Origin of the sequence: Pseudomonas sp. P4795, from assembly GCF_048822895.1 — a bacterium.
Lineage (GTDB): Bacteria > Pseudomonadota > Gammaproteobacteria > Pseudomonadales > Pseudomonadaceae > Aquipseudomonas.
Window position 1 is genome coordinate 648,463 of record NZ_JBMFBT010000003.1, and the last position, 17,597, is coordinate 666,059.

Sequence of the window (17,597 nt, forward strand, 5' to 3'; positions counted from 1 at the left end):
CAACACAAAAACCTGTGGGAGCTGGCTTGCCAGCGATGGCTATCTGTGAGGCGATGGGGTTGTTTCTGGCTGGGTACATATCTGTTGCTGCGGTAACGGCTGCTTGGGGTTCCGCCCTGACGGCGGGTCACCTTTTCCAAACGCCGAAAAGGTAACCCAAAAGGCTTTACCCTGACGTTCGGCCCTCGCTTAGGCTCGGGTTCCTTCGCTCCGGGATTGTTCCGGGGGCATCGCCTCCGGTTTGCTGCGCTGCACCTCCTCTCGATGTGTTCGACTTCGTCGAACGGTCGCTGCGCTCCCACCCCCGGATCAATCCCTGCACTCAGCCTGCCGACGGGCGCTCTCGATCAAGAGCTGCACTCGAGCTAACGCTCATTGTGTTGAGTGGGGCGGCTGCGCCGCGGGGTTGTGTGCAAATTATTATTGTGGGCCAGTCTGCTGGCGATGGGGCCAGCCCAGACAACACCACTTTCTGGCAGACAACAAAAAGCCCACCAATTGGTGGGCTCCTTGTATTCAGCCGAGGATCAGAACAACTTCATCTTCGGTGCTTCTTCTTTCAGCGGCTCGTTCTGCGCGGTTTGCGCATTCCAGCCACCGCCGAGTGCTTTGTACAGGTTGACCGCACTGGTCAGCTGCGCGAGGCGGTCGGTGATCAGTGCTTGTTGCGCGCTGAACAGCTGACGCTGGGCATCGAGGAAGGTCAGGTTGCTGTCGACGCCAATGCGATAGCGACGCTCAGCCAGGCGGTAGTAGTCTTGGTTGGCCTGGACGAAATCACGCTGCGCCTGCAACTGCTCGGTGTAGGTCTGGCGCGCGGCCAGGCCGTCGGCGACTTCCTGGAAGGCCGTTTGAATGGACTTCTCGTAGTTCGCCACGCCGATGTCCTTCTGGATCTCGGCGGCATCGAGGCTGGCGCGCAGGCTGCCGGCGTTGAAGATCGGCAGGTTGATCTGCGGCTGGAACAACCACGTACCCGAACCACCTTTGAACAGGCCGGACAGATCCGGACTCAGGCTGCCCGCGTTGGCGGTCAGGCTGATGCTCGGGAAGAACGCTGCACGGGCCGCGCCGATGTTGGCGTTGGCCGCCTTCAGGTTGTATTCGGCTTGCAGGATGTCCGGGCGACGTTGCAGCAGATCTGATGGCAGACCCGGCGGCACATCGCTGAGCAGGTCGTCGGACAGCGGTTTGGCCGCTTGCAGGTTGGCCGGGATGCCAGTGCCGAGCAGCAGCGTCAGACCGTTTTCATCTTGCGCCACCTGGCGGGTGTAGCGCGCCAGTTGTGCACGGGCGTTTTCCACCGAGGTGCGCGACTGCGCCAGATCCAGCGCCGAGGCGACACCGACTTCGTTGCTGCGGCTGGTCAGCTTGTAGCTTTCTTCGAAGGCACCGAGGGTGTCTTGAGTCAGCTTGAGCAGTTCCTTGTCGGCCTGCCAGGTCAGGTAGGCGTTGGCCACGTTGGCCACCAGACTGATCTGCGTGCTGCGGCGTGCTTCTTCAGTGGCGAAGTATTGCTGCAGCGATTGCTCGCTCAGGCTGCGCACCCGACCGAACAGGTCGAGTTCATAGGCGCTGATGCCGACGGTGGCGGAGTACGAGCTGGTGATGCTCGACTCACCGGTCTGCGAAGCCCGGGCCGGGACTCGCTGACGGCTGCCGCTGCCGGTTGCCGAAACGGCCGGGAACAGATCGGCGCGCTGGATGCGGTATTGAGCCGCATAGGCGTCGATGTTCAGCGCCGCGACGCGCAGGTCGCGGTTGTTTTCCAGCGACACCTGAATCAGTTGCTGCAGGGCCGGGTCATGGAAAAACTGCTTCCAGCCCTGCTCGGCAGCGGCTTGCGCCGGTGCCTGGGCCGGCGAGTACGCCGGGCCCTGCGGGTACTGGCCCGCCACTGGTGCTTCGGGCTGCTGATAATCAGGGATCAGCGAGCAACCGCTCAGCACGAACGCGGCGACTGCAATGGAGAGTAGCGACTTGCTCATTGGCCAGCCTCTTTAGGAGTTTCTATGGCGTCATCCTTGCCGGCATTTTTACGCTGGCCAATGGACGACACAGTGACGAAGAACAGTGGCACCCAGAATATCGCGAGTACGGTGGCGGTGATCATACCGCCAATCACGCCGGTACCGATCGCATGCTGACTGCCCGAGCCAGCGCCCGTGGAGATCGCCAGTGGCACCACACCGAGAACGAATGCCAGCGAGGTCATGATGATCGGACGCAGACGCATGCGGCAGGCTTCGATCGCCGCATCGCGCAAGCTGCGCCCTTGCTCATGCAGTTCCTTGGCGAACTCGACGATCAGAATGGCGTTTTTAGCCGCCAGACCGATGGTCGTCAACAGCCCCACCTGGAAGTACACGTCGTTCGACAGACCGCGCAGGCTGGTGGCCATCAGCGCACCGATGATCCCCAGTGGCACCACGAGCATGACCGCAATCGGAATCGACCAGCTCTCATACAGTGCCGCCAGACACAGGAACACCATCAGCAGCGACAAGGCATACAGCGCCGGCGCCTGAGAGCCTGACAGACGTTCCTCGTAGGACAGACCGGTCCAGGACAGGCCCACACCCGCCGGCAGTTTGGCGGCAAGCGCTTCGACTTCGGCCATCGCTTCACCCGTCGAATAACCCGGAGCCGGAGCACCGAGGATTTCCACCGCTTCCACGCCGTTGTAACGCGAGAGCTTCGGCGAGCCGTAGGCCCATTCGCCCTTGGCGAACGCCGAGAACGGAACCATGGTGCCGCTGGCGTTGCGTACGAACCATTTCTTCAGGTCTTCGGGGCTCATGCGCGAGTCCGGCTGGCCCTGTACGTACACTTTTTTCACTCGACCACGGTCGATGAAGTCGTTGACGTAGCTACTGCCCAAGGCAATCGACAACGTGTTGTTGATGTCGCTGATGGTAATGCCCAAGGCACTGGCCTTCTCGTCATCGATTTCCAGCTGGAACTGCGGCTCGTCATTCAGGCCGTTCGGACGTACCTGCGACAGCACTTTGCTTTGCGCCGCCATGCCGAGGAACTGGTTACGCGCAGCCATCAACTTTTCGTGACCGATTCCAGCGCGATCTTGCAGGAACACGTCGAAACCGGTGGCGTTACCCAGTTCCAGAACCGCCGGCGGGGCGAAGGCGAACACCATCGCATCGCGGAAGGTAAAGAAGTGCTGCTGGGCACGGGCGGCGAGTTTGAACACGCTGTTGTCAGCGTTACGTTCGCCCCAAGGCTTGAGCATGATGAACGCCATACCCGAGCTCTGACCACGGCCGGCAAAGTTGAAGCCGGTCACGGTGAACACCGAAGCCACTGCGTCACCTTCACCGCCGTCCTTGGTCGGACGCAGCAGGAATTCGCGCATTTCATCCACCACTACCTGAGTGCGCTGGGCACTGGAGCCGGCAGGGGTTTGCACCTGAGCGAAGAGTACGCCCTGATCTTCTTCGGGCAGGAATGCGGTCGGAATGCGTGTGAACAGCCAGATCATTCCCACCACGATCAGCAGGTAGGCCAGCAAGTAAGGAATCTTGCGCTGAAGCATGCTGCCGACACCGCGCTCGTAGCTGCGAACGCCACGGTCGAAGTTGCGGTTGAACCAGCCGAAGAAACCTTTTTTCGGTGTGCCGTGCTCACCCTTCGGAATCGGCTTGAGCATGGTGGCGCAGAGCGCCGGGGTGAAGATCAGCGCTACCAGCACCGACAGGGCCATGGCCGAGACGATGGTGATGGAGAACTGCTTGTAGATCACCCCGGTGGAGCCGCTGAAAAACGCCATCGGCAGCAATACCGCCGAAAGAACCAGCGCAATACCGACCAGTGCGCCCTGGATCTGGCCCATGGATTTCTTGGTTGCTTCCTTCGGTGACAAGCCTTCTTCGCTCATCACCCGCTCGACGTTTTCCACCACGACGATGGCATCGTCCACCAGCAAGCCGATGGCCAGCACCATACCGAACATGGTCAGGGTGTTGATGCTGAAACCGAACGCCGCGAGGATGCCGAATGTACCGAGCAATACCACCGGCACGGTCATCGTGGTGATGACGGTGGCGCGGAAGTTCTGCAGGAACAGGAACATCACCAGGAACACCAGTACGATTGCCTCGACCAAGGTATGCACCACACCTTTGATCGACTCGGTCACCACCGGGGTGGTGTCGTACGGGAATACCACTTCCATCCCTTGCGGGAAGAATGGCTTGAGGCTGTCGATGGTCGTGCGCAGTGCCTTGGCGGTGTCGAGGGCGTTGGCGCCGTTGGCCAGTTTGACTGCCAGACCGGATGCCGGGCTGCCGTTGAACTGGGCACTGATCGCGTAGTTCTCGCCACCCAGGGCGACGTCGGCGACGTCCTTGAGGCGAACCTGCGAGCCATCCTTGTTGACCTTGAGCAGAATCTCTTTGAATTGCTCGGCGGTCTGCAGACGGGTCTTGCCGATGATCGTGGCGTTCAGTTGCTGGCCTTGTACGGCAGGCAAGCCACCGAGCTGACCGGACGACACCTGGACGTTCTGCGCGGCAATCGCGGTCTTGACGTCAACCGGGGTCAGGTTGAAGTTGTTCAACTTGGCCGGGTCGAGCCAGATACGCATCGCGTACTGGGCACCGAAGACCTGGAAGTCACCGACGCCGGCAGTCCGCGAAATCGGATCCTGCATGTTCGACACGATGTAGTTGGACAGGTCGTCCTTGCTCATGCTGCCGTCGCGCGACACCACGCCGATCACCAAGAGGAAGTTTTTCACTGCCTTGGTCACGCGGATACCCTGTTGCTGCACTTCCTGCGGCAACAGCGGAGTGGCCAGGTTCAGCTTGTTCTGAACCTGCACCTGCGCGGTGTCGGAGTTGGTGCCCTGCTCGAAGGTCGCGGTAATGGTCATGCTGCCGTCGGAGTTACTTTCCGAAGATACATAACGCAGGTTGTCGATACCGTTGAGCTGCTGCTCGATCACCTGAACCACGGTGTCCTGAACCGTTTGTGCCGAAGCACCCGGGTAGGTCACGGAGATCGCAATGGCCGGTGGCGCAATGCTCGGGTATTGGTTGATCGGCAATTTGAGGATCGAAAGTGCCCCGACCAGCATGATCACCAGGGCAATTACCCAGGCGAAAATCGGACGGTCGATGAAGAATTTTGACATGGATTACTCCCCTTTGCCGCCGGCGGCTTGATCAGCTGCCTGTGCGGGGGCCGGGTTCTTGTTGCCGACGTTGGTCGCTTCGGTGGCTTTGACTTCGACGCCTGGCTTGACGAATTGCAGACCTTCGGTGATCAGGCGATCGCCGGCCTTGAGGCCGTCTTCGATCAGCCATTGGCTGCCAACGGTGCGGCTGGCCTTGAGCTGACGCAGTTCAACCTTGTTGTCCGCGCCGACTACCAGTGCGGTCGGAGTGCCTTTAAGGTCACGGGTCACGCCTTGTTGCGGAGCGAGAATCGCGGCGCTGTTCACACCGGCCTGCAACTGCGCGTGCACAAACATGCCTGGCAGCAGGGTGTGATCCGGGTTCGGGAACACTGCGCGCAGCGTCACGGAGCCGGTGGTCTGATCGACCGACACTTCGGAGAATTCCAGCTTACCGTCGAGCTTGTACTGGCTGCCGTCTTCGAGGGTCAGCTTGACCGCAGCGGCGTTGTCGCCAGCCTTTTGCAGACGGCCGCTTTCAAGCTCGCGGCGCAGCTCCAGCAATTCCACCGAAGACTGCGTGACGTCCACGTAGATCGGGTCGAGCTGCTGAATCACCGCCATGGCGTCGGTCTGGCCATTGCTGACCAGTGCACCTTCGGTCACCGAAGAGCGGCCGATGCGGCCGGAGATCGGCGCGTAAACCTTGGTGTAACGCACGTTGATCTGCGCGCTCTGCAGGGTCGCTTCCGATTGCAGGCGGTTGGACAGGGCGGTGTCGTATTCCTGACGGCTCACGGCTTGCTCGTCAACGAGCTGCTTGTAGCGATCGGAGATCGACTTGGTCGAGCGCAAGTTGGCTTCAGCGCTTTTCAGGGTCGCTTCATAGACCGACGGATCGATCTGATACAGCTGCTGGCCGGCTTTGACATCGCCGCCTTCCTTGAACAGACGCTTGAGAATGATGCCGTTGACCTGCGGTCGAACTTCAGCGATGCGGAACGCGCTGGTGCGGCCCGGCAGTTCGGAAGTCAGGGTAAAGGCTTGTGGTTGCAGGGTGACGACGCCGACCTGAGGAGGCGGTGCGGCAGGTGCCGCTTCTTCCTTTTTACATCCGCTGAGCAGCGATGCCAGGGCGACGGCAGTGACCAGAGCGGTAACAGCTGGCTTGAATTGCATGAAGATCCTCGGGTCAGGCGCGCAAAAAGCGCACAAGAAATGTGTAAGGGTAAAAAACAGATACCGGGTGGATAAGTAGCTTGCTAAGGAATATACTTACATTCATGGCTGTTTGTAAACACCCTGGCGTCGTATCCAGCCTGTTACAAAAGTGGTTGCAAGGTTAGGAATTGTAGGCCCGGGAGATGATCCGCGAGAGATCCAGCCCTTTTTATTCAGCGAATATTCAGTCATCGCTGAAACATCCTGTTTGAGGTTTTACTGCCATGGTTCGTCGTACCAAAGAGGAAGCTCAGGAAACCCGAAGCCAAATCCTCGAAGCGGCCGAGAAAGCTTTCTATGAGCGCGGGGTCGCGCGCACCACGCTGGCGGACATCGCGACGATGGCCGGCGTGACGCGCGGCGCTATCTATTGGCATTTCAGCAACAAGGCCGATTTGCTGCAGGCTATGCTCGATACCTTGCATGAGCCGCTGGACGAACTGGCCAAGGCCAGCGAAAGCGAGGACGAACTGGACCCGCTGGGCTGCATGCGCAAGCTGCTGATTCATTTGTTTCATCAAGTTGCGCTGGATCCGAAAACCCGGCGCATCAACGAAATTCTGTTTCATAAGTGCGAGTTCACCGATGAAATGTGCGATCTGCGCCAGCAGCGCCGGACGGCCAGTCTCGATTGCAATCTGCGTATCGGCCTGACCCTGCGTAATGCGGTGAATCGTGGCCAGTTGCCGGAAGATCTCGACACTGCCCGCGCGGCCATCAGCATTCATGCCTATATCGACGGCCTCCTTTATGGCTGGCTACTCGCGCCGGACAGCTTCGAGCTGCATGCCGAAGCCGAGCGTTGGGTCGATACCGGGTTGGACATGCTGCGCTTGAGTCCCAGCCTGCGCAAATGAAACAAAATCCGGGATTGGATCGGGTTGTGTCAACCAGGGTGCACCGGAATAAATTCACGCGGCGAGTTTATACGTAGCGCGCTACGTCTTTTGTAGGGATTTTGTATTTTCACCGAAGGGAGATTTGGTCGTTGCGATTTGAGCGAAGGAGGCAAGCGCCCTCGTAAGGGCGTTTGCTCATGACCGGCAATTACGAGCATTAATACTCGATTTGAATTTTAAGGGCGTAGCTATAAGGCGTGGCGCTCTGGTTTTGTTCCAGTGCGTATTGGCATCGGATTTCGCGCTGGCCGAGCGAGCGAATACTGTGTTGTCGCGAGACTTTCGACTTTGCGTCAAAAGCAAACGGCTCATAGCCGCGATTTGTTAGTGTCATTGCTGTTGCGAAGCCGAATGCGTAGTCACCGCTACTATATGTAAATGTATGACTGATCAGTGAACTTTGAAATGCTTGCTTGCCACTGCTGGTACGTCGTAGCAGGGTGTTTGGTAATAGCAGTGAATAGCAATTGCCTGGTGGTATCTCAAAATCCTCTGGCTCACCGTCCCAGGTCGAACTGATCAAAGAAAATGTTTCGTGAGTATGATTGTAAATGTGGATCAGGATGTTGGTCTTTGAGGCTGTTTTGCGAATCGCCTCCCATTCAACAGGCTGCTGCTGGCGAGCCAGTTTATAGTTTGCTTCATATTTTCTACCAAGTAAGAAGTTTGCCTTTTCGCTTTCGAACTTTTCTTTGCTTAGGCCGGATAAATATATTCTTGTGCTGTCAATATACTCTTGGTCACGTTCGCCTTCCAAGTATGAAAGTAGCTCTTCAATTTCGTCCATGATTCAGTCTCTCGCTGTTTGCTTGTGTTGTGGTTGTGGTGGGTGAAGATAACAGCGCCGCTGAGAGTGTGCTTGTAAGGTGTGTAATGGTTTATGTCTTTAATTGCCTATTTGCGAGAACTAAAAAAGCCCCGGCTCTTTCGAGTTGGGGCTTTTTTAGTTGCAACTAACTAACGCTTACAGTGTTGGATAGTCAATGTAACCCACCGGGCCTTTACCATAGAAAGTTTCCGGGTGCGGCTGGTTCAGCGGTGCATCGGCTTTCAAGCGTGCCGGCAGATCCGGGTTGGCAATGAACGGCACACCAAACGCCACGGCGTCAGCTTTGCCGCTGGCCAGCCATTCGTTGGCGCTGTCCTTGGTGAAGCGCTCGTTGGCGATGTACGCGCCGCCGAAGGCTTCTTTCAATTGCGGGCCGAGGCTGTCAGCGCCTTCTTTCTCACGCGAGCAGATGAACGCGATACCACGCTTGCTCAATTCACGAGCGACGTAGGTGAAGGTCTCGGCGAGGTTGTCGTCGCCCATGTCGTGAGAGTCGGCACGCGGTGCCAAGTGCACGCCGACACGGCCAGCGCCCCAGACATCGATCGCAGCGTCAGTCACTTCCAGCAGCAGGCGCGCACGGTTTTCCAGCGAGCCGCCATAGTTGTCAGTGCGCTGGTTGGTGCTGCTTTGCAGGAACTGGTCGAGCAGGTAACCGTTGGCGCCGTGGATTTCCACGCCGTCAAACCCGGCGGCTTTGGCGTTCTCGGCGCCAACGCGGTAGGCGTCGACGATGTCGGCGATTTCAGCGGTTTCCAGTGCGCGCGGGGTGACGTAGTCGGACAGCGGACGCACCAGGCTGACATGGCCTGCCGGCTGGATCGCGCTTGGCGCCACCGGGGTTTCACCGTTCAGGTACGACGGGTGCGAGACGCGGCCGACGTGCCACAGTTGCAGGACGATCTTGCCGCCGGCAGCGTGGATGGCTTTGGTCACGTTGGTCCAGCCGCGCACTTGATCGTTGGACCAGATGCCCGGGGTGTCCGGGTAGCCGACGCCCATCGGGGTTACCGAAGTGGCTTCGCTGAGGATCAGCCCGGCAGAAGCGCGTTGTACGTAGTACTCGGCCATCAGCGCGTTGGGTACGCGGCCTTCGTCGGCGCGGCAGCGGGTCAGCGGCGCCATGATGATGCGGTTGGACAGCTCGAGGTCGCCCAGCTTGATCGGATCGAAAATAGTTGCCATGAGATACAACCCTCGTGAGGTGATTAAGTGAATCAGTGGGTAGCAGGTGCCAGCTCGGGATTACCGCTCTGACGGAAAGTGATCAGCGTCACCAGCAGCGCGAGCACTGCCAGGACAGCCGCTGCGAGCGGCACGCTGGTGAGGCCGAAGCCGTGGGCGATGACGCTGCCGCCAACCCAGGCGCCGAGCGCATTGCCGATGTTGAAGGCGCCGATGTTCAGCGTTGAGACCAGGTTCGGTGCAGCCTTGCCGAAGGTCACCACGTTGACTTGCAACGCCGGTACGGCGGCGAACGATGCGGTGGCCCAGAGGAACAGGGTGATTTCGGTCGGGATCAGCGCGACGCTGGTCCAGCTCAGTACGGTGGAAATCACCGCCATCGCCACGAACACCCCGATCAGCGTGGCGCCGAGGCGCTTGTCCGCCAGCTTGCCGCCGATGATGTTGCCGACGGTCAGGCCGAGCCCGATCAGCAGCAGGGTCCAGGTCACGCCTTTTGGCGAGACGCCGGTGACTTCGCCGAGCAGCGGCGCGACGTAGGTGAACAGGGTGAACATCGATGCGGCGAACAGTGCGGTCATGCTCAGCGACAGCCAGATCCCGGCGCCTTTAAGGGCGGCCAGTTCGGCGCGCATGTCGAGTTTTTCCTCGTCACGCTTGGCCGGCAGGAAGCGGATCAGGCCGATCAACGCAATCACACCGATCACGGTCACTGCCCAGAAAGTCGAACGCCAGCCGGCTTCCTGACCCAGTGCGGTGCCCAGTGGCACGCCAAGCACGTTGGCCAAGGTCAGACCGGTGAACATCAAAGCCACGGCCGAAGCGCGTTTGTTCGGCGCCACCAGACCTGCCGCGACCACCGAACCGATGCCGAAGAACGCACCGTGGCACAGCGCGGTCACCACTCGGGCGAACATCAATACTTGATAGTCACTGGCGACTGCACAGAGCAGGTTGCCGACGATGAAAATCCCCATCAACGCTACCAGCGCAGCCTTGCGCGGCAATTTCGCGGTGGCCAGTGCCATGAACGGCGCACCGATGGCCACGCCCAGGGCGTAACCGGTCACCAGCCAGCCGGCGCCGGGAATCGACACACCGAGGTCAGCCGCCACATCGGGCAGCAGGCCCATGATGACGAACTCGGTGGTGCCGATGGCGAAGGCGCTCAAGGCGAGAATGAGTAGCGAGAGGGGCATCGTTGATTCCTTTTGGGCTGGCTGACGTTAAGGGTCAGAGCTCTTTACTGAGGGTGCTGAGAAACGCCTGGATCACGTCCTCGTTGCGTTTGAAAAAGTGCCATTGACCGGCCTTCTGGCTGCTGATCAGGCCGGCCCGTTGCAAGGTCGCCAAGTGTGCCGAGACCGTCGATTGCGACAGGCCGCAACGCTGATCGATCTGCCCGGCGCAAATGCCGTACTCGTGGTTGTGCAATTGTTCCGGGAACTGGACTTTCGGGTCTTTCAGCCAGTTGAGGATGTCTCGCCGTACTGGGTGCGCCAGGGCTTTTATTATTTCGTCGAGGTCAAGGTTCATGGCAGGGTGCTCGGTGTGTAAAACGCTATATCGCGATGAGGCGAACTTTAAATCGGTATTTCGCGATATACCAATATGATTTTGATCTGATGACCGCATAAATCGGTATATCGGGTTATAACGATACGTTGAGTGTAAAAACCAAAGGACGCAGTGCTAAGCTGCGCCCATGAACTATCTCGCACATTTACACCTCGGTGGCCAGCGCCCCGGGCAATTGCTCGGCAGTCTGTATGGCGATTTCGTCAAAGGGCGGCTGCAAGGGCAGTTTGATCCGGAGGTCGAAGCGGCGATTGCGCTGCATCGGCGGATCGACGTATTTACCGATCGCCATCCATTGGTCGACGTTTCACTGGGACGCTTTTCCACCACTCGCCGGCGTTATGCGGGGATCGTCCTCGATGTGTTTTTCGACCACTGCCTGGCGCGCGACTGGTCGCGGTATGCCGACCGACCGCTGGCGCAATTCACTTCAAATGTTTATCGCGTGCTGTCCGGCGAGCGGCAGTTGCCTGAACGTCTGGCGCAGATTGCACCGCACATGATGGCCAACGACTGGTTGGGTTCGTATCAGGAGTTTGAAGTGCTGGAGCAGGTGTTGCGCGGGATTTCCCGGCGCTTGAGCCGACCGGAAGAACTGGCAGGAGCGATGGAGGAATTGCGGCGGCTGTATGAACCATTGAGTGAGGATTTCGCGTTGTTTTATCCACAACTGCAGGATTTTGCGGCGCATAGCGGGTAGCCAGGATCAAAGGATCGCAGCCTTCGGCAGCTCCTACAGGGGATTAGTGTAGGAGGGGCCGCAGGCTGCTATCTTTTGATTTTCAGGCAGCGATGAGTTCGCCGGCTCGGCGCGGTTCGGCAGGTTTGACGATCTCGCCAAACAACGCCTTCTGCACCGCCTGCTGCGCCTCAAACGCCAATGCCGCACGCTCGCGCCCCTCGCAGGCAATCGGCTTGAGCAGATGAATCTCCACATCACCCCGATCATTGGCAAACAAGCGCATCAGATGCGAGAGCAGATCATCGTCGCCAATGAACGGCGCCAGCGTATCGACCTGACCGTCGCGCAGATAACGAATGGCTACCGGTTGCAGCATCACCTCTGAATCAATCGCCGCCGACAGCAAGCGACCGTGAAACGTACGCAGCGAGCGGCCATCGGTGGTGGTGCCTTCCGGGAACATCAGCAACGGGTGAGCCTGTTGCAGGTGGCGGGTCATCTGTTTGCGGATCAACTGGCTGTCGCCCGAACCACGACGGATGAACAGGCTGCCAGCCTTGGCCGCGAGCCAACCGGCCACCGGCCAGGTGCGCACTTCAGCCTTGGACAGAAACGACAGCGGCGTGAGCATGCCCAGTAGCGGAATGTCGGTCCATGACACATGGTTGCTGACCCACAGCATCGGCTGTTTCGGCAGCTCGCCATGCACGGTCACGCGAAAGGGCAGGGCATTGCTCAGGCGCGCCATGAAAAAACGCGACCAGCGCTGCCGGCGCACCATCGAATGCGCCAGCCCGGCGCGCTCGAACATCCCGAACACACTGGCCATGGTCAAACCGAGCGTCACCACCAGCAGCACTCGCGCAATCCGCGCGTACACCCGCAACCGGCTCATCACATGGCCGCCTTGAAGTGTTTGGCGTAGCGCGGGCAGAGTTCGTCGCGCTTGAGCAGGATGAACACGTCGGCGACCTGGAAATCTTCGTCCCAGCACGGTTCGCCGCAGATCTTCGCGCCGAGGCGCATGTAGGCCTTGAGCAGCGGCGGCATTTCGGCGATCACGTTCGATGGAATATCCAGCGTCGGCAGCGGCTTTTTCGGCTCGGCACGCAGGTGTTCGGTGCACAGATAACGTTCGCGCAGACGCTGCATGATCGCGTGGGCCTGGATGCCTCCGTCCTGCATCGGGATGCTCGCGCAACCCATCAGATAGCTGTAACCGCCCTGATTCAATACTTCGGCCAATTCGCCCCAGAGCACAGCGATGGTGCCACCGTTGCGATAGGCCGGGTCGACGCAGGTGCGACCGATTTCGAGAATCGGGCCTTGCAGATGTGCGAGGCCGTGCAGGCTGAATTCTTCTTCGCTGTAAAACTTGCCCAGCGTGCTGGCGGCGGCGTGATCGAGCAAACGTGTGGTCGCCACCAGACGGCCGGTGTTCAAGTCACGCACGCCGATGTGGCTGCAGTGAACATCATAGTCATCCATGTCCAGACCCAGCTCCGCGCCGTTCAACTTGGCGTTGAACTCGCCGCTGAACACGTTGAAGCGCAAGGCCTGGGCTTGCTGCAACGCTTCGGCGCCGATCAGGCGTTCGGCTTGCAGGCGGCGTTCATTGCCGGTGTCGCTGATGCGGGCGATCTGAGTCATGCGAATCTCCGTACGGGCCATTAACCCGTCGTGGGTTACAGCCATCGACTTTCTTTATGCAGCCGTGTTGTGCAAAGTCAGGCTATGTAGCCCCGGTGTCATCGCCATGAATGTTTGGTGATGCTTATATGACAGCCCACGAGGAGCCTCGGATGAACTGGTCGAACTTGCTTGAAAGCCGCGAACGTTTACCCGCCGTCGCCGACCTGGCGGAAGGGTTCGCCTCGCTGTTGCAGCAACTGGGCAGCGTCAACCCGTTTGAACTGGCGGTGGCTGGCGGGCGGCGCATGGCGACGCCTGGGCTGGCGTTTCTGGTGGGCTATCAAGCGGCATTGCGCATGCTTTGGCCGAGTGCGCCGTTGAGCCTTGGCGCGTTGTGTGCGACCGAGCAGCGCAGCCTGCGGCCGGCAGACATGCAGACCCGACTCAAGGGCTTACGCCTGAACGGACGCAAGGATTTCGTCACTGCTGGCGACGCCGCCGACTGGCTGCTGATCGCTGCGCGCAGTGAACAACCCGACGAATCACCACGTTTGAGTCTGGCGGTGGTGTATCCCGGAGAACCCGGCGTACGCGTGGAAAAACTCCCCGCGCTGCCGTTGATGCCGGACATCAGTCACGGTCGGTTGCATCTCGACGGTGCGCTGTGCGAGTTGCTGGCCGGGGACGGTTGGGATGCTTACGTAAAACCGTTTCGCACCCTTGAAGATGTTTATGTGCTCTGCGCAATGACCGCATGGTTGTACGGCGTCGGCCAGGACAGCGATTGGCCGCAGGCCTTGCAGTTGCGCTTGCTGGCGCTGTTGGCTGGTTGTTCGGAGGCGAGCCGGCAACCGCCGAACAGTCCGGCCGGGCATGTACTGCTGGGCGGTTTGTTTGCGCAGTTCGATGCGCTGAAGGTAGAACTGGATCAGGCATTGGCTGACGGCAATCCGGAGTGGGCGGCGATGTGGCAGCGTGATCAATCGGTGATGCAATTGGCGGCGGGTGCGCGGGCCAAGCGGTTGGCCAAGGCGTTGGCGGATCGTTGAATCCTGTGGGATTGTCATTTTTGTGGGCTAGCCTTGGCAGGTCTGTTTGCCGAGGCTTGACCATGTTCAAAGGCTTGTCCCTGATTCTGCTGCTGCTCAGCTTCACCGTTCAGGCCGAACAATGGCCCGGCGAGCAGTGGTCGAGCGGGCCGAAGATCTCCGGCCCGGCCGTCGAAGCGCTGGAAACCTATGCCTTCCCCAATCGCGACGACGATACCCGCCAAGGCATTCGCACCGATGCCTTGCTGGTGATCCGCGACGGGCAGCTCATCTACGAACGCTACGCCGCGCCAACGACTGCCGTTACACCGCACCTGACCTGGTCGATCAGCAAAAGCCTGATGGCCACGGTGCTCGGCGTGGCTTACGGCGAGGGCCTGTTCAAACTCGAAGATCCGGCCGCGAAGTTTTATCCGGCACTGACCAGACACCCGGCCATCACCCTCGCCGATTTGCTGCACTGGGCCTCGGGTCTCGACTGGCAGGAAGACTACGAATACGCCCCGCTGAAATCCTCGGTGGTAGCGATGCTCTATACCCGTGGTCATCGTGACATGGCGGCGTTCACCGCCGATCACGACACTTACGCGCAACCCGGACAAGCGTTCCGCTATTCCAGCGGCGACAGCAATCTGTTGGCAGCCGCGCTGAAAACCATCGTCGGCGCGCAACGCTATGCGGACTATCCGTGGACGGCACTGTTCGAACCGCTGGGCATTCGCAACGCCGTGTGGGAAACCGATGCGACCGGCACGTTTGTCGCATCTTCCTACGCTTATCTGACCGCAAGAGATCTGGCGCGCATCGGCCTGCTGATGGCGCGCGATGGCCGCTGGAATGATCGACAATTGCTGCCCCGGGACTGGGTCGCGTTCAACCGCCAACCGTTCGCTGGCTACAAGGCGAATCAGGACGAAGCGGTGCCCGGCGGCCACTGGTGGCTCAATCGCCCGGCAGACGGTGCGGCCTCACCCTGGCCGGATGCGCCCGCCGACACCTTTGCCGCCCTCGGTCACTGGGGGCAGGCGCTGTACGTGATCCCCAGTGAAAAGCTGGTGATCGTGCGCTACGCCGATGACCGCGATGGCAGTTACCGCCACAACGAATTGCTCAGAATGGCGCTCAAGGCATTCGCCGGGACGGTGCAGCCATGAAGTGGGTCGGACGCTTTTTGTTGTTGCTGTTGATAGTGCTGCTCGGCTGGATCTGGCATGAGCGCGTGGCTTTGTGGGCGTTTCCGGACATCATCAGCGCCTACACCGCCAAGGAATATTGTTCGTGCCGTTACGTGATGAACAACGATGCCGAGTACTGTCGCGGCTACGTAAAACAGTGGCTACCGACGAGCAGCTTCAGCGATGACGCCGCCAGCAAAACCATCACCGTCAGCGGCATGGGCCGCAGCAACAGCGCGCAATGGCTGGGTCAACGCCAGGGCTGTCGCCTGCAACCGTGATCTTCGGTTTGCAATAACCGCGCAGGCAGTTAAGGTTCGTGCACGTTTATCGGCCCCACGAGTCTTCAATGTTCAAACGCTCCCTGTGCAACCTCGCTGCCGGCCTATTGCTGGCGGCTGCCGCTTTGCCGGCTCAGGCCAACTGGTATCTGGACGGCGAGTCGTCGCGGATTTCTTTCGTCAGTACGAAAAACGCCAACGTTTCCGAAGTGCAGCGCTTTCTGGTGTTGCACGGCAAGGTCGATCCGAGTGGTCGCGCCGAGGTCGAAGTCGAGATGGACTCGATCAACAGCGGGATCCCGCTGCGTGACGAACGCATGCGCAAGGAGCTGTTCCAGATCGAGCAATTCCCCGAAGCGACCATCACCACGCAAATCGACCTGCGCCCGATCAACGATCTGGCGCCCGGTGCGCAGCTGGAATTGCGCTTGCCGCTGACCGTCAATCTGCACGGCAAGCAACACGAATATCCTGCCGAACTGCTGGCGACGCGTCTGGATGATCGACGCTTTCAGGTTGTCACGCTGGAGCCGCTGGTGATCAGCGCCGAGGATTTCGATCTGGCGCCGGGGCTGGAAAGTCTGCGCAAGATGGCCGGTCTGTCGGCCATCAGTCTGTCGGTGCCGGTGGGTGCGGTGCTGATCTTCACGGCACGCTGACGTGCGTGGTGCGGTATTCCCGTGGCGCGACGGTAATCGCTTCGAATTGCTGATCGATGGTCCGCAGTTCTTCCCAAGGATGCTGGAGGAAATCGCCAACGCCCAGGAGCAGATCGAACTTGAGTTGTATCTGGTCGAGGCGGGCGCCTGCGCTGAAACCATGGTCCAGGCGCTGGTGCTGGCAGCCGAACGCGGTGTGCGCGTGCGTTGCCTGTTCGATGATTACGGCAGCCTCGCGTTCACGCTCAATCTGCGTAAACGCCTGACGGGTGCTGGCGTTGAACTGCGCTTCTACAATCGCCTGAACTGGCGACGCTGGGTGCGCAACTTCTACCGCGATCACCGCAAGCTGTTGCTGGTCGATCAGCGTCTGGCAGTGGTCGGCGGCACGGGCGTGACCGACGAGTTCTGGACGCCGGGCCACGACAGCAGTGAATGGCATGAAGTGATGGTGCACATCACCGGGCCGCTGGTGCTCGATTGGCAATTGCTGTTCGACCGCCAGTGGATCGCCAATAGCTATCGCCGCGCATGGAAGCCGACTGCGCATTTCGGCCTGCCGCGTTTGCCCAAAGTACCTGCCAGCGGCGCGGGCATGGGCCGCGTGGCCTACGCCGATGCCCGCCAGCATCGCGACATTCTGCAATCATTGATCCGCGCGCTGAACAGCGGCCAGCGCCGGATCTGGCTGGCAACGCCGTACTTCCTGCCGACCTGGCAAATCCGCCGCTCCCTGCGCAAGGCCGCCGCGCGTGGCATCGACGTACGGCTGTTGCTGACCGGGCCGCACACCGATCATCCCTCGGTGCGTTATGCCGGGCATCGCTACTACCCGCGTCTGCTCAAGGCCGGGGTGAAAATCTTCGAATACCAGCCGTGTTTCCTGCACCTGAAAATGGTGCTGGTGGACGACTGGGTGAGCATCGGTTCGTGTAATTTCGACCACTGGAATCTGCGCTTCAATCTTGAGGCGAATCTGGAAGCACTGGACCCGCAATTGACGGCGGCAGTGGTGGCGAGTTTCGAGAAAGACTTCAGCCTGAGTCAGCAGGTGAGTCTGGAGGAATGGCAGCGCCGGCCGTTGTGGCGACGGGTCAAGCAGAGGATTTGGGGATGGGTGGATCGGGTGGTGGTCAATCTGCTGGATAGACGCGGCTAAAGCAGAAGCAAGATCAAAAGATCGCAGCCTGCGGCAGCTCCTACAGGATTGGTGTACACCATCCAATTGTAGGAGCTGCCGAAGGCTCGGGCCGCGATCGGACGATCTTTTGCTTTT

General features: G+C 59.9%; 16 protein-coding genes. 7 read left to right on the top strand and 9 right to left on the bottom strand.

What is annotated here, in order from left to right; all coding sequences use genetic code 11:
• Window positions 1–527 precede the first annotated feature (527 nt).
• Genes emhC through emhA form a run of 3 tightly spaced genes read right to left on the bottom strand, consistent with a single transcriptional unit; the run spans window position 528 to window position 6,310 of the window.
• Window positions 528–1,988 (bottom strand): efflux RND transporter outer membrane subunit EmhC, encoded by a 1,461-nt coding sequence (emhC, locus tag ACOI8A_RS11620; RefSeq protein WP_420648173.1) that lies wholly within the window; start codon window positions 1,986–1,988, stop codon window positions 528–530.
• Window positions 1,985–5,149 carry an efflux RND transporter permease subunit EmhB gene (gene emhB / locus ACOI8A_RS11625; RefSeq protein ID WP_420648172.1) on the bottom strand — a complete coding sequence of 1,055 codons (3,165 nt, stop codon included), beginning with the start codon at window positions 5,147–5,149 and terminating at the stop codon, window positions 1,985–1,987. Before emhB ends, emhC begins: the two co-directional genes overlap by 4 nt.
• Window positions 5,150–5,152: 3 nt before the next feature.
• Window positions 5,153–6,310, bottom strand: coding sequence for an efflux RND transporter periplasmic adaptor subunit EmhA (gene emhA, locus ACOI8A_RS11630; protein WP_420648171.1), 1,158 nt, complete (start codon window positions 6,308–6,310; stop codon window positions 5,153–5,155).
• Between the two features lie 266 nt (window positions 6,311–6,576).
• Here emhA and emhR point away from each other — a divergent pair, with 266 nt between their 5' ends.
• Window positions 6,577–7,209: an efflux system transcriptional repressor EmhR gene (gene emhR, locus ACOI8A_RS11635; protein WP_420648170.1), complete on the top strand. Its 633-nt coding sequence runs from the start codon at window positions 6,577–6,579 to the stop codon at window positions 7,207–7,209.
• Window positions 7,210–7,408: 199 nt separating this feature from the next.
• On the opposite strand, the gene ACOI8A_RS11640 is transcribed toward emhR, so the two are convergent.
• The 4 genes from ACOI8A_RS11640 to ACOI8A_RS11655 all read right to left on the bottom strand — a co-directional run bounded on the left by ACOI8A_RS11640 (window position 7,409) and on the right by ACOI8A_RS11655 (window position 10,801).
• Window positions 7,409–8,038, bottom strand: a complete 630-nt coding sequence (locus ACOI8A_RS11640) for a hypothetical protein (RefSeq protein WP_420648169.1) — start codon at window positions 8,036–8,038, stop codon at window positions 7,409–7,411.
• Window positions 8,039–8,215: 177 nt separating this feature from the next.
• The gene (locus ACOI8A_RS11645; protein WP_420648168.1) at window positions 8,216–9,265 is read right to left on the bottom strand and encodes an alkene reductase; all 1,050 of its coding nucleotides are present in this window, start codon (window positions 9,263–9,265) and stop codon (window positions 8,216–8,218) included.
• A 32-nt stretch (window positions 9,266–9,297) separates the two neighbouring features.
• Window positions 9,298–10,464, bottom strand: coding sequence for an MFS transporter (locus tag ACOI8A_RS11650; RefSeq protein ID WP_420648167.1), 1,167 nt, complete (start codon window positions 10,462–10,464; stop codon window positions 9,298–9,300).
• A gap of 34 nt (window positions 10,465–10,498) precedes the next feature.
• Window positions 10,499–10,801 carry an ArsR/SmtB family transcription factor gene (locus tag ACOI8A_RS11655; protein WP_420648166.1) on the bottom strand — a complete coding sequence of 101 codons (303 nt, stop codon included), beginning with the start codon at window positions 10,799–10,801 and terminating at the stop codon, window positions 10,499–10,501.
• A 169-nt stretch (window positions 10,802–10,970) separates the two neighbouring features.
• On the opposite strand from ACOI8A_RS11655, the gene ACOI8A_RS11660 reads away from it, so the two are divergent.
• Window positions 10,971–11,543 carry an ACP phosphodiesterase gene (locus ACOI8A_RS11660; protein WP_420648165.1) on the top strand — a complete coding sequence of 191 codons (573 nt, stop codon included), beginning with the start codon at window positions 10,971–10,973 and terminating at the stop codon, window positions 11,541–11,543.
• Window positions 11,544–11,625: 82 nt separating this feature from the next.
• Here the strand turns inward: ACOI8A_RS11660 and ACOI8A_RS11665 are convergent, their stop codons facing one another.
• Both ACOI8A_RS11665 and olsB read right to left on the bottom strand, forming a co-directional pair.
• A complete protein-coding gene (locus ACOI8A_RS11665; RefSeq protein WP_420648164.1) occupies window positions 11,626–12,420 on the bottom strand; it encodes a lysophospholipid acyltransferase family protein in 795 nt (264 codons plus the stop codon).
• Window positions 12,420–13,175 carry an L-ornithine N(alpha)-acyltransferase gene (gene olsB, locus ACOI8A_RS11670; protein ID WP_420648163.1) on the bottom strand — a complete coding sequence of 252 codons (756 nt, stop codon included), beginning with the start codon at window positions 13,173–13,175 and terminating at the stop codon, window positions 12,420–12,422. The genes ACOI8A_RS11665 and olsB overlap by 1 nt, the downstream gene beginning before the upstream one ends.
• A gap of 152 nt (window positions 13,176–13,327) precedes the next feature.
• Here olsB and ACOI8A_RS11675 point away from each other — a divergent pair, with 152 nt between their 5' ends.
• The 5 genes from ACOI8A_RS11675 to ACOI8A_RS11695 all read left to right on the top strand — a co-directional run bounded on the left by ACOI8A_RS11675 (window position 13,328) and on the right by ACOI8A_RS11695 (window position 17,480).
• Complete coding sequence (locus ACOI8A_RS11675) at window positions 13,328–14,206, top strand: acyl-CoA dehydrogenase family protein (RefSeq protein WP_420648162.1); 879 nt, start codon at window positions 13,328–13,330, stop codon at window positions 14,204–14,206.
• 62 nt (window positions 14,207–14,268) lie between these two features.
• A complete protein-coding gene (locus tag ACOI8A_RS11680) occupies window positions 14,269–15,360 on the top strand; it encodes a serine hydrolase domain-containing protein (RefSeq protein WP_420648161.1) in 1,092 nt (363 codons plus the stop codon).
• Entirely contained in the window at window positions 15,357–15,662 is a 306-nt protein-coding gene (locus tag ACOI8A_RS11685) for an amidase (protein WP_420648160.1), read from the top strand. Before ACOI8A_RS11680 ends, ACOI8A_RS11685 begins: the two co-directional genes overlap by 4 nt.
• Before the next feature lie 68 nt (window positions 15,663–15,730).
• A complete protein-coding gene (locus ACOI8A_RS11690) occupies window positions 15,731–16,321 on the top strand; it encodes a YceI family protein (RefSeq protein WP_420648159.1) in 591 nt (196 codons plus the stop codon).
• 1 nt (window position 16,322) lies between these two features.
• Window positions 16,323–17,480 (top strand): phospholipase D-like domain-containing protein, encoded by a 1,158-nt coding sequence (locus ACOI8A_RS11695; protein ID WP_420648158.1) that lies wholly within the window; start codon window positions 16,323–16,325, stop codon window positions 17,478–17,480.
• The last annotated feature ends 117 nt before the right edge of the window (window positions 17,481–17,597 follow it).

Bases quoted from the DNA above. Each gene is read 5' to 3' on its own strand.
- emhC (WP_420648173.1), bottom strand. From the start codon at position 1,988: ATGAGCAAGTCGCTACTCTCCATTGCAGTCGCCGCGTTCGTGCTGAGC.
- emhB (WP_420648172.1), bottom strand. From the start codon at position 5,149: ATGTCAAAATTCTTCATCGACCGTCCGATTTTCGCCTGGGTAATTGCC.
- emhA (WP_420648171.1), bottom strand. From the start codon at position 6,310: ATGCAATTCAAGCCAGCTGTTACCGCTCTGGTCACTGCCGTCGCCCTG.
- emhR (WP_420648170.1), top strand. From the start codon at position 6,577: ATGGTTCGTCGTACCAAAGAGGAAGCTCAGGAAACCCGAAGCCAAATC.
- ACOI8A_RS11640 (WP_420648169.1), bottom strand. From the start codon at position 8,038: ATGGACGAAATTGAAGAGCTACTTTCATACTTGGAAGGCGAACGTGAC.
- ACOI8A_RS11645 (WP_420648168.1), bottom strand. From the start codon at position 9,265: ATGGCAACTATTTTCGATCCGATCAAGCTGGGCGACCTCGAGCTGTCC.
- ACOI8A_RS11650 (WP_420648167.1), bottom strand. From the start codon at position 10,464: ATGCCCCTCTCGCTACTCATTCTCGCCTTGAGCGCCTTCGCCATCGGC.
- ACOI8A_RS11655 (WP_420648166.1), bottom strand. From the start codon at position 10,801: ATGAACCTTGACCTCGACGAAATAATAAAAGCCCTGGCGCACCCAGTA.
- ACOI8A_RS11660 (WP_420648165.1), top strand. From the start codon at position 10,971: ATGAACTATCTCGCACATTTACACCTCGGTGGCCAGCGCCCCGGGCAA.
- ACOI8A_RS11665 (WP_420648164.1), bottom strand. From the start codon at position 12,420: ATGAGCCGGTTGCGGGTGTACGCGCGGATTGCGCGAGTGCTGCTGGTG.
- olsB (WP_420648163.1), bottom strand. From the start codon at position 13,175: ATGACTCAGATCGCCCGCATCAGCGACACCGGCAATGAACGCCGCCTG.
- ACOI8A_RS11675 (WP_420648162.1), top strand. From the start codon at position 13,328: ATGAACTGGTCGAACTTGCTTGAAAGCCGCGAACGTTTACCCGCCGTC.
- ACOI8A_RS11680 (WP_420648161.1), top strand. From the start codon at position 14,269: ATGTTCAAAGGCTTGTCCCTGATTCTGCTGCTGCTCAGCTTCACCGTT.
- ACOI8A_RS11685 (WP_420648160.1), top strand. From the start codon at position 15,357: ATGAAGTGGGTCGGACGCTTTTTGTTGTTGCTGTTGATAGTGCTGCTC.
- ACOI8A_RS11690 (WP_420648159.1), top strand. From the start codon at position 15,731: ATGTTCAAACGCTCCCTGTGCAACCTCGCTGCCGGCCTATTGCTGGCG.